This window comes from Botrimarina mediterranea (assembly GCF_007753265.1).
GTDB lineage: Bacteria > Planctomycetota > Planctomycetia > Pirellulales > Lacipirellulaceae > Botrimarina > Botrimarina mediterranea.
The window spans coordinates 379,281-392,963 of record NZ_CP036349.1; the positions used below are offsets into that span (position 1 = coordinate 379,281).

Annotated in this window: 11 protein-coding genes; 6 read left to right on the plus strand and 5 right to left on the minus strand. The window is 64.2% G+C overall.

The features are described from left to right. Window positions 1-14 precede the first annotated feature (14 nt). Window positions 15-275 carry a hypothetical protein gene (locus Spa11_RS01515; RefSeq protein WP_145105867.1) on the minus strand — a complete coding sequence of 87 codons (261 nt, stop codon included), beginning with the start codon at window positions 273-275 and terminating at the stop codon, window positions 15-17. A gap of 371 nt (window positions 276-646) precedes the next feature. Here Spa11_RS01515 and Spa11_RS01520 point away from each other — a divergent pair, with 371 nt between their 5' ends. The 4 genes from Spa11_RS01520 to Spa11_RS01535 all read left to right on the plus strand — a co-directional run bounded on the left by Spa11_RS01520 (window position 647) and on the right by Spa11_RS01535 (window position 5,463). Further along, window positions 647-1,450 (plus strand): DUF1338 domain-containing protein, encoded by an 804-nt coding sequence (locus Spa11_RS01520; RefSeq protein ID WP_145105872.1) that lies wholly within the window; start codon window positions 647-649, stop codon window positions 1,448-1,450. A gap of 127 nt (window positions 1,451-1,577) precedes the next feature. Beyond that, window positions 1,578-2,702, plus strand: coding sequence for a saccharopine dehydrogenase family protein (locus Spa11_RS01525; protein WP_197529662.1), 1,125 nt, complete (start codon window positions 1,578-1,580; stop codon window positions 2,700-2,702). Window positions 2,703-2,824: 122 nt separating this feature from the next. Continuing rightward, window positions 2,825-4,360 (plus strand): L-piperidine-6-carboxylate dehydrogenase, encoded by a 1,536-nt coding sequence (gene amaB, locus Spa11_RS01530; RefSeq protein ID WP_145105875.1) that lies wholly within the window; start codon window positions 2,825-2,827, stop codon window positions 4,358-4,360. A gap of 68 nt (window positions 4,361-4,428) precedes the next feature. Further along, on the plus strand, window positions 4,429-5,463 hold the full coding sequence (locus Spa11_RS01535) for a glutamate--tRNA ligase family protein (RefSeq protein ID WP_145105879.1): 1,035 nt from the start codon (window positions 4,429-4,431) through the stop codon (window positions 5,461-5,463). A gap of 175 nt (window positions 5,464-5,638) precedes the next feature. Here the strand turns inward: Spa11_RS01535 and Spa11_RS01540 are convergent, their stop codons facing one another. The 4 genes from Spa11_RS01540 to ychF form a co-directional block, all read right to left on the minus strand. Beyond that, complete coding sequence (locus Spa11_RS01540) at window positions 5,639-6,820, minus strand: acyltransferase family protein (protein WP_145105882.1); 1,182 nt, start codon at window positions 6,818-6,820, stop codon at window positions 5,639-5,641. Between the two features lie 137 nt (window positions 6,821-6,957). Continuing rightward, a complete protein-coding gene (locus Spa11_RS01545) occupies window positions 6,958-7,803 on the minus strand; it encodes an ATP-grasp domain-containing protein (RefSeq protein ID WP_145105885.1) in 846 nt (281 codons plus the stop codon). A 60-nt stretch (window positions 7,804-7,863) separates the two neighbouring features. Then, the gene (locus Spa11_RS23185) at window positions 7,864-8,667 is read right to left on the minus strand and encodes a hypothetical protein (protein WP_231933106.1); all 804 of its coding nucleotides are present in this window, start codon (window positions 8,665-8,667) and stop codon (window positions 7,864-7,866) included. 506 nt (window positions 8,668-9,173) lie between these two features. Then, a complete protein-coding gene (ychF, locus tag Spa11_RS01550) occupies window positions 9,174-10,262 on the minus strand; it encodes a redox-regulated ATPase YchF (RefSeq protein WP_145105888.1) in 1,089 nt (362 codons plus the stop codon). Window positions 10,263-10,510: 248 nt separating this feature from the next. Here ychF and Spa11_RS01555 point away from each other — a divergent pair, with 248 nt between their 5' ends. Then, complete coding sequence (locus Spa11_RS01555; RefSeq protein WP_145105891.1) at window positions 10,511-12,586, plus strand: tetratricopeptide repeat protein; 2,076 nt, start codon at window positions 10,511-10,513, stop codon at window positions 12,584-12,586. Window positions 12,587-12,638: 52 nt separating this feature from the next. Further along, window positions 12,639-13,604, plus strand: a complete 966-nt coding sequence (locus Spa11_RS01560) for a hypothetical protein (RefSeq protein ID WP_145105894.1) — start codon at window positions 12,639-12,641, stop codon at window positions 13,602-13,604. Window positions 13,605-13,683: the final 79 nt, after the last annotated feature.

Consider the following 13,683-nt stretch of genomic DNA (forward strand, 5'->3'; position numbering starts at 1 on the left):
CGGACCCTCCCGTCCTATTCGTCATCAAACGCGCTTAAGTCCGCGTCCAGGTCGGGTCCCTCCACAAACTCGCCGGCCTTTGCATCGCGGAGACCGGCGGCCACTAACTTCTGAGCTTTCTCGTTCTGGAAGAGCCAGGCTTCTTCTACCGGCAAGGCGACTGCCCTCCGGATCACAATCTGCGAGCTGTCGCTGTCATCAATGATGACCAATTGCCCAGCGTACTGCGGTCCTAGGGTCAGACGTCCCTTCGAATCGAGAGTCTTTGTCGTCACAGCCGGGTCTCCGCGAGGAGGGTTGATAGCTTCCCAGTTAACAATACGTCCAAGGCAACTCGATCGCATCAGCTTTCACCCACTTTTCTCAAGGTGGGATTTTCCCACCGCCCAAGAATGGGCGCCTAGGCTGGCGATGAAGACTGCTTCAACCCCTTACAGACTTTGCGCTCATTTCAGCTGCGAGGACCGAACGGCGATCGTTGGCCGAGGTACAAAATGTGCCATCCCCGCATCTCCTTTCTTCACATCCATCACGCACCGGCGCGGTTTCTTTGCGCAGTGGCGATGGTTTGTCGCTGTTGTGCGCTAAAGTACGATAGGGGCAGGCGGTTACGGTTCCTTCGGTCGCAATTCCAGGGCTTTAAGCGATGGATATCAATCAGTTCTTCGACCGGCTGTGGGACGACTACGTCGCCATGACCCCGCAGGCCAAACGCATCAAGGCGGCCTTCGAGGAGCGTGGCGAGCGTGTCGTCAACGACCACGTCGCCTTCCGCACCCTGGCCCTTGAGCCGATCCGCCTCAAGTCGCTCGAGCCGCACCTCTTGGCCGTCGGCTACACGCCGTACGAGCCCTACGACTTCAAAGACAAGAAGCTCTCTGCTTACGGCTACCTGCCGCCCGAGCAGGAGATGCCACGGGTGTTCGTCTCCGAGCTGCGCGTGAACGAGTTGTCGCCCGCCGCGGCAAAGATCCTCGAAGGCCTCGCCGCCCAGGTCGATCCGAAGCGAGTCGAGGACCCGAGCATCCTCTGGGCCGGCCCGCTGTGGGAGCCGATCAGCTATAAGGATTACCAGACCCTCGTCGATGAGAGCGAGTACGCCGCCTGGGTCGCGTCGATCGGCATCCGCCCGAACCACTTCACGATCGGCGTCAACTACCTGACGCAGACCACGTCGGTCGAAGAGGTGCTGCAAGTCGTCGAGAGCCTGGGCTACCAGGTCAACGCGTCCGGCGGCCGTGTGAAGGGAACGCCCGAGGTGCTTCTCGAGCAAGGCTCGACGCTGGCCGACCGCATGCCGATCCAGTTCGCCGGCGGTGAGACGCACGAAGTCCCCACCTGCTACTACGAGTTCGCCAAGCGCTACCCCACCGAATCGGGTGAGCTCTACCCCGGGTTCGTCGCCGCCAGCGCGGACAAGATCTTCGAATCGACGGACGCGAAGCGCTAACGCGGTCTGACGAAGCTCGAATGACGAACCTGTCGGGGGCAGATAGACCCCTCCGACGGGTTCGTCATTCGGGCTTCGTCATTCGTCATTTAATCCACAAGAGTCCGAACGCCTAAGAGGCTTTCCCTTGAGCAAGTATCCCGTCACCATTCTCGGCGCCGGCAAGATTGGTCGTGGCATCGCGCGGATGTTGCACCTATCGGGCGAGTACGACGTGCTCGTCGGCGACATCTCGCAAGAGGCGTGCGACGCGCTGGTGAAAGAGACCCCGGGCGTCACCGCCAAGGTGGTCAACGTCACCAACCATGACGATGTCGTGAAGGCGTGCCAGGGCCGCAAGGCGGTGATCTCGGCCTGTTCGTTCGATCAGAACGAGGGGATCGCCGTCGCGGCGCTAACGGCGGGCGTCAGCTACTTCGACCTCACCGAAGACGTCGCCACGACGCACGCCGTGCGGACCATCGCCAAGCGCGCCGACGAGGGGCAGATCTTCATGCCCCAGTGCGGCCTGGCGCCGGGCTACATCGGCATCCTCGCCCACAGCCTCTGCCAGGGCTTCGACAAGCTCGACCGCGTCAAGATGCGTGTCGGCGCGCTGCCGCTCTACCCGACGAACCATCTCAAGTACAACCTGACTTGGTCGACCGACGGCCTCATCAATGAGTACTGCAACCCGTGCGAGGCGATCTCGGACGGTAAGCGGATGGACCTCCAGCCGATGGAAGGTCTCGAGCACTTCGCGCTCGACGGCGTTGACTACGAGGCGTTCAACACGTCCGGCGGTCTCGGCACGCTCTGCGAAACGCTCGAAGGCCGCGTCAACGAACTCGACTACAAGACGGTCCGCTACGTCGGCCACCGCGAGCTGATGATGTTCCTCTTGCACGGACTGCGCTTCTACGACCACCGCGATCTCTTGAAGAAGCTGATGGAAGACGCGATCCCCTGCACCAACCAGGACGTCGTGCTGATCTTCAGCACCGTTACCGGCTGGCGAGGCGGCCGCTTCGAGCAAGTCGCCGACGCCCGCAAGGTGTACCACGGCAACGTTCACGGCCTGGAAGCCAGTTCGATCCAGATCACGACCGCAACGAGCATGTGCTGCGTGGTCGACCTGCACCGTCTCGGCAAGCTCCCGTCGAAGGGTTTCGTGCGGCAAGAAGACGTGTCGCTCAAGGAGTTCGAAGCAAACCCCTTCGGCGAGCCCTACGCGAAGGCGACGAGCGTCCGCGCGCCGATCGCTTCGACTTGATAGGATTCACCACGAAGGAACGAAGGAAGTCACAAGATTTGGCTTCCTGTATTTGCCTTCGTTCCTTTGTTCCTTTGTGGTTCCCAAAATTACAAAACTAGAAGTAATAAACAGGCTAAACCATGGAACTCCCCACCAACCTGCTCCCCGCCCTGATCGATGGCGTCCGGCCCGGCGTGGCGATTGGCGCTGACTATCAGCTCGGCAGCGGCGCGGCGTTCGAGCCCCTGTCACCGATCGACGGCGAGCTGACCAGCAAGTGCGGCGCGGCGTCGCCCGCCGACGTGGGCGCCGCGGTGGCGGCGGCGCACGAGGCGTTCCTCCAGTGGCGCACCGTCCCCGCGCCGGTGCGTGGTCAGCTCGTGCTGCGGATCGGCGAGATGGCCCGCCGGCACAAGGCGGAGCTTGCCAAGCTGATCACGCTCGAGGCGGGCAAGATCCCGTCCGAAGCCGAGGGCGAGGTTCAGGAGTGGATCGACGTTTGTGACTTTGCGGTCGGTCTCAGCCGCCAGCTTTATGGCCTGTCGATCGCCAGCGAACGACCCGAGCACCAACTCATCGAGCAGTGGCACCCGCTCGGCGTCGTGGGCGTGATCTCGGCGTTCAACTTCCCGAACGCGGTCTGGGCGTGGAACGCGATGATCGCCCTGGTTTGTGGCGACTCGATCGTCTGGAAGCCGTCAGAGCAGACGCCGCTGATCTCACTGGCCTGTCACGAGATGGTCGTCCGCGCTGCCGCGACCATGCCCGAGGCGCCCGCCGCGCTGTCGTGTGTCGTCAACGGCGGCGCCGACGTTGGCGCGGCGCTTGCCGCCGATAAGCGCGTGCCGCTGGTGTCGGCGACGGGCTCGACGGCGATGGGGCGCAAGGTCGCTGTCGCCGTCGGTCAGCGGCTCGGGCGTTCACTGCTCGAACTCGGCGGCAACAACGCGATGATCGTCACGCCGACAGCCGACCTCGACCTCGCGGTGCGTGCGATCGTCTTCGCCGCGGTGGGCACCGCCGGCCAGCGCTGCACGAGCCTGCGGCGTTTAATCGTTCACTCCTCGATCGTCGACGAGCTAACAACGCGGCTCGAAAAGGCGTACAAGTCGCTGCCGATCGGCGACCCCACGAAGGAAGGCGTCCTCGTCGGCCCGCTGGTCAGCGAAGCGTCGTTCAACAACATGCAGACCAGCCTCGCCGCCGCCAAGCTCCAAGGGGGCGAGGTCCTCTGTGGGGGTGACCGCGTCACCGACGCGGTTCCGGCTGGCGGATTCTACGTCACGCCAGCGCTGGTGCGGATGCCTAAGCAGACCGAGGTGATGCTCGACGAGACCTTCGCGCCGCTCACCTACATCGTCACCTACGACACGCTCGATGAAGCGATGGCGATTCACAACGGCGTGCCGCAAGGCCTGTCGTCGGCGATCTTCACCGGCGACATCCGCGAAGCGGGCCGCTTTACCGGCCCCGCCGGCAGCGATTGCGGCATCGCCAACGTCAACATCGGCACCAGCGGCGCCGAGATCGGCGGCGCCTTCGGCGGCGAGAAGGACACCGGCGGCGGCCGTGAGAGTGGCTCCGACAGCTGGAAGCAGTACATGCGCCGCACGACCACAACGGTCAACTACGGCGCCGCCCTGCCACTCGCGCAGGGAGTGAAGTTTGACGTTTGAGAGCGACCAGCTGTCAGCGATCAGCTTTCAGCTATCTTGGTGCAGCTGACCGCTGAAAGCTGACCGCTATGCCAACCACCCGACTCGCCCCGTCGCCGACCGGCGCCCTCCACTTGGGGAACGCGCGGACGTTCTTGGTGAACTGGGCCATCGCGCGGCAGCGTGGTTGGCGTGTGCTGCTGCGGATTGAGGACCTCGACGGGCCGCGCATCAAAGCGGGCGCCACCGAAGCGGCGATCGATATCTTGCAGTGGCTCGGCATGGATTGGGACGAGGGCCCGATCTACCAATCATCCGACCTCATGCCGTACGGGACCGCGCTCACCAAGCTCATTGAAGCGGGCGAGGCGTATCCGTGCCGTTGCACACGCACCCAGATACTGGCGGCCAGCCTCAGCGCCCCCAACGCGGGCGACCACGAGCTGCGTTATCCGGGAACATGCCGGCCCACAAAATCAGACGCCAAAGGCGCTCTGTGGGAGGGGTCTCCCGACCCCGATGACGCGGCCCATCCCGCAACGGCCCGCAGCGCGAAACCGGGGTCGAGAGACCCCTCCCAAAAAAGTCTCCACGACCCCAGCGTCGCCTGGCGCCTCATCGCACCTGACGAAGAGAGAGCGTTCAACGACGCCTTCCTCGGCCCGCAGCGGTTCAACCCGCAACTTGAGGTCGGTGATTACCTGGTCGCCACCAAAGGGGGCCAGCCCAGCTACCAGCTCGCCGTCGTCGTCGATGACGCGCGGCAAGGCGTCACGCACGTCGTCCGCGGCGCCGACCTGGCGCCAAGCACCGCGCGACAGCTTTTGCTCTACGAACGTCTCAAGCTCGGCGCGCCACCTCAGTACCTGCACCTCCCAATCGTCATCGGCGAAGACGGCCGCCGCCTCGCCAAACGCCACGGCGATACGCGACTGTCACACTACCGCGACCTCGGAACCACGCCCGAACGAGTCGTCGGTTTGCTTGCCGAATGGAGCGGCATCGGTCCACGTAGCGAGATGACTGCCAAAGAGTTCGCGCAGCGCTTCGACCTTTCACGCCTGTCGCACGAGCAAGTCGTCTTCACAACCGCCGACGATGCTTGGCTGACGGAAAAGAGTTAACCACGACGGACACAAAGAACACGACGGCTCGTCACTGGGACTAGCGTTGTCCCGCTAGTACGGCCGTCGTGTCCTTCGTGCCCGTTGTGGTGCATTTTTTTAACCGGACGCTAAGGCGTGCCGGCTGATGAGCAGCCGCATCGCTATCAGCCGCGGGGCCTTAGCCCCCGGTTCATTACACACGTAGATAAACCTTATTGCGATCCATCCACCAACAAATCAGCCACAACACGAGGCCCACCGCAAGGTTGCCCACGAGTAGCGTGAACGTCTCGCCGAAGACCGCGAAGGCATCGGCTCCGAGGTGCGTCGTCAGATTCATCAGCACCCACGACGCCAGCGTCCAGGTCATCACGTACATCGCCAGCGGGTTGCGGCCGACCACGCCCGCGGGCCAGGCCCAGCGCCGCACGCCCGCCACATCGATCAGGCCGTAGAGGGCGCCGAGAATCCACAAGCAAAGCCCGCCTGATGCGAGGGTGAAGCTCGGCGTCCAATTCTTCTTTACCAGTGGGCAGACGCCGCTGAGATCGAGCGCAACGCCTATCCCGATGAGCACGGTTCCCCAGCCGAAGTGCCACAGCAGCTTGGCTTGCGCTGTCCGGTCTCTCTTAAGGGTTTGTCCAGCCAATAAGCCCAGCGCCATTGTCGCTAGCGATGGTAGGAAGTTCAGCGTGTAGTAACCGCCGTTGTTAATGACGAAGGGCTCACTGCGCGGCGGCAGGTTGAGGAGCCAGCGGTCGATCGCCACCCCGGGGCCGACGTTCTCGTTCCAGTGCGACCAGAAGCCGGTGAAGTGCGCGACGACGTTGGGGGCATTCGTCGGCACGGGCCAAAGCGCGAACAGCAACCATGACACGACGAGGATCGCGACGATGGCGATCACCTGAACGCGCGGCGTACGAGTCGCCAACCAGAACAGCGGCAGGTATGCCAAGCCGATCTGCGACACCACGTCTTCCAGCGTCCAGTGCGTCTCGTCGCGGCCGACCGATCGCAGGAAGATTCCCAGCAGCACCAGTAGCAGCGCTCGGACTGCCGCGTGGCGCCAGAGTTCGGCGTCGCTCGCGCCGCGGCGTTTGCGGGACACGTACGAGTACGGCAGCGACACGCCGACCATGAACATGAACGACGGCTGGATCATGTCCCACAGCGTCAGTCCGCGCCACACCACGTGCTCGAACTGATCCATCACCGGCCGCAACCAAGGATGAGCGTGAGCAATCGGTTCTTGCCATCCCCAGTTGGGTACGGTGAAGGCGAGCAGCAGCATCGTCAGCCCGCGATAAACGTCGAGCGACTCCAGCCGCTGCGGCGTCGAGGTGGGGACACTAACGGCGGGCGATACGTTCTCCATGCGGAGCAGCGTAACCGATAGGTTCCACCTTTTGTGGGAGGGGTCTCCAGACCCCGATGGCGCGCACCATCACGCAACGGCATGGACACCGCAATCGGGGTCTGGAGACCCCTCCCACAGAGAGCAAAAGCTCTCCGTTAGCCATGCAATTCCGCCAACGCCTCCGCTAACGCCCGCACTGTCCCCGGCTGCCCCTCCAAAAACAATTGCGGCTCGATGTACTCCGCCTCCATCAGCAACGCCGTCCCGCCGTTGTCCACCAGATCGATCCGCGCAAACGTCGTCGCCGGCCCCGCCTCAATCGTTTGCTTAGCAGCGTCCAAAACATGCCGCGGCGGCGTTTCGGCGGTGACGATCGCGCCGAACTCGGGCTGCGAACGGATATCGCCCCGCGTCGGCCGCTTCCGCACCGCGTGCTGGAACTCGCCCGCCACAAAGACCAGCGACCACTCCCCTACGGTCCGAATCGCCGGCACGAGCGGTTGGAATAGCACGTCGTAAGTCCACGACCGCACGCCGTCTGCGTTGGGCTCCAGGTCATTCAGCGAATGGATCTCTAAGCCCGACGACCCGGCGCCTACCGTCGGCTTGACGACCAGTTCCTCACAACCGAAGGCAGCGAAGTGCTCCTCAAGCCGACACGCCACGCCCTCCGCAACGAGCACGGTCGGGACCGTCGGCGCCCCCCGCGACTGGAGTTCGAGCAGATACTTCTTATCGATGTTCCACTCGATCACGTCGAGCGGATTCACCAGCCGCCCCCGTTCGGCGACAGCCCGCCGCCACACAACAAACGCGTCCCGCTTAGCGATGTAGTTCCAAGTCGAACGAATGACGCAGAGGTCCTCGCTCGCCAGCCGCCAATCGCCGCTGTCCCAAGGCCGAATCGCCGCCGCTTGACTCTGCGACGACAGGGCATCGAGCAGCAGGTGGTCTTCGGGGACCCCTGCGGGGTGATCGGAGCAAGTGGCGAGGTAGATCATGGGTTCGGATCGTAACCGACGCTCGCTTCAGGGCGCCATGCTCACGACTCACCGTGCACACTAGTGAGGGATGCAGCGAACATACGAGGTCGTTGCTGACACGAGTGGGCGCCTCGCGTATGCCGTAACCAATATTCCCCACATAAGTAATGAGAACGAATTTGGTTCTGGGATAGACGAAAATTTTTGCAGGCCGAATCGACCCACTGCTTGGAACGGGTGTGGCAGACCATTCACTAGAACGCGTACGTTCTGCAGGGTGGCTCCCTCAGAGAAGTCAACACGCCCCGTAGCGCCCTCGTCGATACGGGCGATGAGGCGAGAACCGACGTACGTGATGCCGCTTTGATCCACGGGAAAGGTCGTTGTGATTACTTCATCCACGACGCCGGCAGAACCGAATTCTGCTAGCTGTTGATAATGGTGACTTGATGGACTCGCGCCGCGTCCAGGAACAAATCGCATCCCGAAGTTCGCCGACCCATTCCCTTCAATTACTCCCCGTACTCTCCAAGTGAACTCGACCATGTGTTCAACTCCCGGATCATAAGGCCATGGGATCGGGGGAAGGCCGTTGAACTCCAGCAAATCCCCGGCCTCTGCCAGTGCGAGCACGCCTCCCAGTGGGTCGGCTTTCTCAGCTGATGCTATTAGCTTGTTGGCGTTTGCTAATGCTGAAACGTGAGGGAGGCTCTCAGAGATTTCAGGCAGCCCCTCGAACCTCGTTACTTGCCCCGTGGTTTGATTGACGTCGCGCACCAAGACCTGAAGGGCGCTGAGTTGCGACTGTGCTTCACACGTCTCGACGAATCCCAAGGCAAGGACAAGTAGAACCCAGACACTGGCGATACGGTCCTTTCTCATTTTTATAACCTCTCACTCTACCGAGATGAGTGCGGCGATATGCAAGCAATCGCGGCCAGCTGATGTTGGCTACCTTTGTAGCACACGATGCAATCGAAGGGGTTCAGGGTCGCAACGACCCCCCGGGGGATGCGTCCTCGCGGCGTACATTCCGCCACTCGGAGGGTCCGTCTAGCGCCTTCGACCCCCGACCACACAGCCTCGCACTCCGCAGGTCACAGCAGGCCCAGGAAGGGCCCTAGAAGGCCGTCTGCGGGCCGTTTGTGGGCACAGGCGGCAAAGTGGTCGACCGCGGGCAAGAGGGCGCCAGAGGGCCCATTCTGGGGCTTGTAGCGGGGGTCTTCTTTACCGGCTTCTTGCGGCCTTTTTGCTTGCTTTTGGCCAGCCAATTGGCGTTGGAAAAACGCTGCGTGGCGCCACCCGCGGCTAGCGCCGACGGCTCAATAGGTCGCTTGCGCTCCCTCGTCCCCCGTCCCTTATCCCCTCAGCCCTATAACCCCTCGTCCCTAATTGAACAAAAAGTGACACACATCCCCGTCGCGCATCACATACGCCTTCCCCTCGACGCGCATCTTGCCCGCTTCGCGGATTGCTTTCTCCGTGTGGAGGGCGACGAGGTCATCGACGGAGTACGTCTCGCAGCGGATGAAGCCTTTCTCGAAGTCGGTGTGGATCACGCCGGCGGCTTGGGGGGCGGTGGCGCCGATGGGGATCGTCCAGGCGCGGACTTCTTTCTCGCCGGCGGTGAAGTAGCTCTGTAGGCCGAGCAGCTTGTAGGCCGCCCGCGCGAGCGACGCCAGCGCCGGCTCGGTGAGGCCGACCGACTCGAGCATCTCGGCGCGGTCCGCTTCGTCGAGTTCGGCGAGCTCCGCTTCCAGCCGTGCACAGACCGCCACGACCTCGCCCCCCTCGGCCGCGGCCCGTTCGCGGACGCGCTTCACGAGTTCGCCTTCGCCGAGAAGGTCGTCCTCTTCGACGTTGGCGACGTACAACACACGCTTCGACGTGAGCAGTTGCAACTCGCGGAGGATTTTTGCTGAGGCCGGGTCTTCATACACAAGGCCACGGATCGGCGTGCCTTCGGCGAGGCGGTCGTGGCACTCCTGCAAGATCTCGACCTTGCGCTTGGCGTCCTTGTCGCCGGTGCGGGCGTTCTTCTGTGCTTTGTGGATTTGCTGCTCGACCGATTGCAGGTCGGCCAGCATCAGCTCGGTGTCGATGGTCTCGATGTCGCGGATCGGATCGACCGAGCCCTCGACGTGGATGATGTCGGGGTCGTCGAAGCAGCGGACGACGTGCAGGATGGCGTCGACGTTGCGGATGTGGGTGAGGAACTGGTTGCCGAGGCCCTCGCCCTCGCTGGCGCCGCGGACGATGCCAGCGATGTCCACGAGCTGGAGGATGGCGGGGATCACCTTCTGCGTCTTGATGTAGGACTGGATGGTGTCCAGCCGCGAGTCGGGGACGGGGACGGCGCCGACGTTGGGCTCGATCGTGCAGAACGGGTAGTTCTCGCTGGCGATCCCGGCCGAGGTGAGGGCGTTAAACAGGGTGCTCTTGCCGACGTTCGGCAGGCCAACGATGCCAGCTTCCATAGGAGAGGGGTTAGGGGCTGAGGGGCGAGGGGCTGAGGGAAAACTTGGGGCGGGGCACGATTCTAGGCCGCCGAGGCCCCGGGCGACACTGCTCCCACGAATGACGTCGTGGGCTCCTGGCCGCATTCCGCCCCCTTATCGCCTAGCTCCTAATCCCTAGCCCCTCCGCCAAAGGCGCGTAGTCTCCGCGGCCTCGTGCCGTCATAATGGGGAAGCTGTATCGATCGCCCACGAGGGACACTCCTGCGATGTCAACTTCTAAGTTGCTCTCCGTCTACCTGACGCTCGTCCTCCTGCTAGCAGGGGGAGCGCCCGTTCTGGCCCAAGAAGCGGCGCCGACCGAGACCCCGGCTGCAGAACCGGCCGAAGAAGCCGCCCCGGCTGCCGATGTAGCCGCCGACGACTCGGCCGTGGAAGACGGCGACGCCGTTGATGAAGAGGAGCCCGGGGAGGGAGACGACGCGGCGGCGATGGAAGAGGCGGAGCCCACCGAGGACGGCGCCGTTGAAGACAAGGCCTCCGAAGGAGAGGCCGCCGACGAGAAACCGGCCGCAAATCCCGCCGAGCCCGAGGACCCCGAGAACCCCGGCGCAGCCGAACTGAACCGGGCGATCGAGCTCAAGCTCGACGCGGACGACCTGCAAGACCTCAACGAGGTCGTCGATCTTTTGGACGAAGGCCTCTCCAAGGGCCTCGACCCGGAGAACTCCGACTTCGCCGAGGAGATGCTCGTCGCCACGCTGCTGCAACGCGCGGCGAGCTTCTCGCAGGTGGTGCTCAGCCAGCCGATCGCCGACCCGAGGCGTGACCCGCGTTGGATCCAGATCCGCCAGTACGCGCTAACGGACCTGCAGCGCGTCGTCGCGCTCGACCCGAAGCAGTCGCAGGCGTGGCTGCTGTTGGGGCGGTTGCAGTCGCTGCCGCTGGGCAGCTCGAGCGAGGCGCGTCGGGCGCTGACGCAGGTGATCCGTCTCGCCGAAGAAGCGGCCAACGACCCCGAGGCCGAGACGCCCGAGCCCACCGCTATCGCCCAAGCGTACGCGCTCCGCGGCGCGGCGCAGAAGGACGGGGCCAGCCGGTTGGAGGACTTCAACAAGGCGATCGAACTCGACCCCGAGAAAGAAGAGTACCTCTTGCTCCGCGCGCAAGCCCACCGCGCCGACGGCGACGGCAAGGCGTGCCTGGCGGACATCGAGAAGGCGATCGAGACGGCGCCGGAGAATCCCAAAGCCTACGAGCTGAAGGCGCTGGCCCTGCTGATGCTCGATCGGCAGGAAGAGGCGCTCGAGGCGTTCAACAAGGCGTCGGAACTCGCGCCGGAGTTGCTCACGCCCTACCAATACCGCAGCGAGCTGCTCAGCCAGCAGGGCAAGGTCGACGAGGCGATCGCCGAACTCGACAAGTCGCTCAAGCTGCAACCGAACAACTTGGCGTCGCTCTTGATCCGCGCGCAGCTGCTCTCCGAGAACGAGGAGTACGAGAAGGCGCTCCAGGACGTCGAGTCGATTCTCAAGCAACAGCCCGCCCTGGTCCGCGCGCACCAAATGAAGGCCCAGCTGCTCAACCAACTCGGCCGCACGGACGAAGCGGTCGCGATGCTCGAGAAGCTGATCGGCATCGACCCGAACCTGACCGAGCTCCAGCTACAGCTGCTCGGCATCTATACCGAGAAGCAGATGGCGCCCGAGGCGATCGAGCTGGCGACGAAAATCCTTGAAGCCGCCGAAGCTGCCGGGGAGAACGGTGCCAGTGAGTCCAGCGACCTTGTGCGGCGCTTGCGTGGCGACATGTACCTCTATGCCGGCGATCACGAGGAAGCGATCGCCGACTTCGAGAAGGCGCTAGAGAAGAACCCGAACGAGCCGGGCGTGCTCAACAACTACGCCTGGACGCTGGCCACGAGCCCCTACGCGTCGGTCCGCGACGGCAAGAAGGCGGTCGAGCTGGCGACCAAGGCGGCCGAGGTGACCGAGTACGCCGCGCCGCACATCCTCAGCACACTCGCCGCGTCGTACGCCGAGGCGGGCGACTTCGAGCAAGCGGTGAAACGCGCCGAGGAAGCGATCGCCAAGGCGGACGAACTGAAGACGCTCGACGACTACGACGGCCAGCTCGAGGCCGAGCTGCAATGCTACAAGTCGGGGGAGCCCTGGCGCGAGTTGCAGAAGCTCGACGTCGCGGGCCCGGCGAGCGAAGCCGACAAGGAGATCGCGGAGGCCGAGAAGTCCGCCGACGATAAGCCCATGACGACCGAGCCGAAGGCCAACGCCCCAACGCCGCCGGCGACGATCGACGACACGCCGGCGCGGTCGATCGATTTCTGACGGGCGGCTGATCTCTTTTCTACTTCTCCCGGAACCCCCGAGAGCGACCACTATGCGTAACGGCATCTTCGCGGTTGTGGCGTTGACGATGGGCGGTGTGGTCCAGGCCGACCCGCCGTCGCAACAGCCCGTCCCGCAGCAATTCGTCGAAGACCTCAGCGAGCTGCGTCAGCAGGTCGGTCCGTCACCGAGCACCCAAGCCGAGTTCGCCCAGGCGATCCGTGACGTGGCCGAGAAGCGTCGAGCCGCCGGCGGAATGTGGAGCGATTCTGCAACGGAACCGTCGGGTGAGGCATGGATTGCCGACGGCGCGCCGCAGCCGATGCCGCAGCCGACGCGGAACCCGTGGAACGCCTTTGAATCACAATCGCCGCGGGGTTACGTGACCCCGGTCAACAACCCCTATCAGGCGCCGTACTCCCAGCCGGTCTCGCCGCCGCATCAGGGCCCCCACCCCGGCCACCACGCTGGCCCGCGTCCGCCGAAGGTGCTGCTGGAGGACTCGGCGTTCGACCTGGAGCGGATGGCCCACGAGCTGGACAAGGCCGAGCTGTACGAAGAGGCCGACGCCCTCCGCGACGCGGCCGACCGGCTCCGCCAGACCGCCCGCCGACAGAACCAGACCGCCCCTCGGCAGGGGAAGCCGGCCGACAACTTCCCGGCGCTGCAAGAGCTGCCCGGCCCCAGCCCTGATGCGACTGAGCACCCTCACGCTGCCGAGCGGGCTCGCCGAGCCGTGCAGGAGGCCAACGAGCGGGTCCGGCAGATGGAGCGACAGGTCTCCGAAATGGAGGCCCGGATCGAGCGACAGGCCGCAGAAACGCGCCGGCGGCTGCAGCAGTTGCAGGAACGGGCGCGGGGGGGGACGAAGAGCGACGAGCGAGAGCGTCAGGAGGCCCTAGAAGGCCTCCTACGGCCCCGTGAGCGTCGCCCCGACCGTAGTGGTGGGGATCGCTCTGAACTGCCGCCTAGGGGCGTTTATGGCGGTCCTACGGACCCACCGCCACCGCCCAGTTAGCCCCCGGTCACTTAGCCCCCGGTCAATGACCGGGGGCTAAATTACGAGCCCTGGGGCCCTACGCTAATTAACCCCCGCG

What these genes read in the sequence shown, in the direction of transcription:
- Spa11_RS01520 (WP_145105872.1), top strand. Translation starts at nt 647, where the DNA reads ATGGATATCAATCAGTTCTTCGACCGGCTGTGGGACGACTACGTCGCC.
- amaB (WP_145105875.1), top strand. Translation starts at nt 2,825, where the DNA reads ATGGAACTCCCCACCAACCTGCTCCCCGCCCTGATCGATGGCGTCCGG.
- Spa11_RS01535 (WP_145105879.1), top strand. Translation starts at nt 4,429, where the DNA reads ATGCCAACCACCCGACTCGCCCCGTCGCCGACCGGCGCCCTCCACTTG.
- Spa11_RS01540 (WP_145105882.1), bottom strand. Translation starts at nt 6,820, where the DNA reads ATGGAGAACGTATCGCCCGCCGTTAGTGTCCCCACCTCGACGCCGCAG.
- Spa11_RS01545 (WP_145105885.1), bottom strand. Translation starts at nt 7,803, where the DNA reads ATGATCTACCTCGCCACTTGCTCCGATCACCCCGCAGGGGTCCCCGAA.
- Spa11_RS23185 (WP_231933106.1), bottom strand. Translation starts at nt 8,667, where the DNA reads ATGAGAAAGGACCGTATCGCCAGTGTCTGGGTTCTACTTGTCCTTGCC.
- ychF (WP_145105888.1), bottom strand. Translation starts at nt 10,262, where the DNA reads ATGGAAGCTGGCATCGTTGGCCTGCCGAACGTCGGCAAGAGCACCCTG.
- Spa11_RS01555 (WP_145105891.1), top strand. Translation starts at nt 10,511, where the DNA reads ATGTCAACTTCTAAGTTGCTCTCCGTCTACCTGACGCTCGTCCTCCTG.
- Spa11_RS01560 (WP_145105894.1), top strand. Translation starts at nt 12,639, where the DNA reads ATGCGTAACGGCATCTTCGCGGTTGTGGCGTTGACGATGGGCGGTGTG.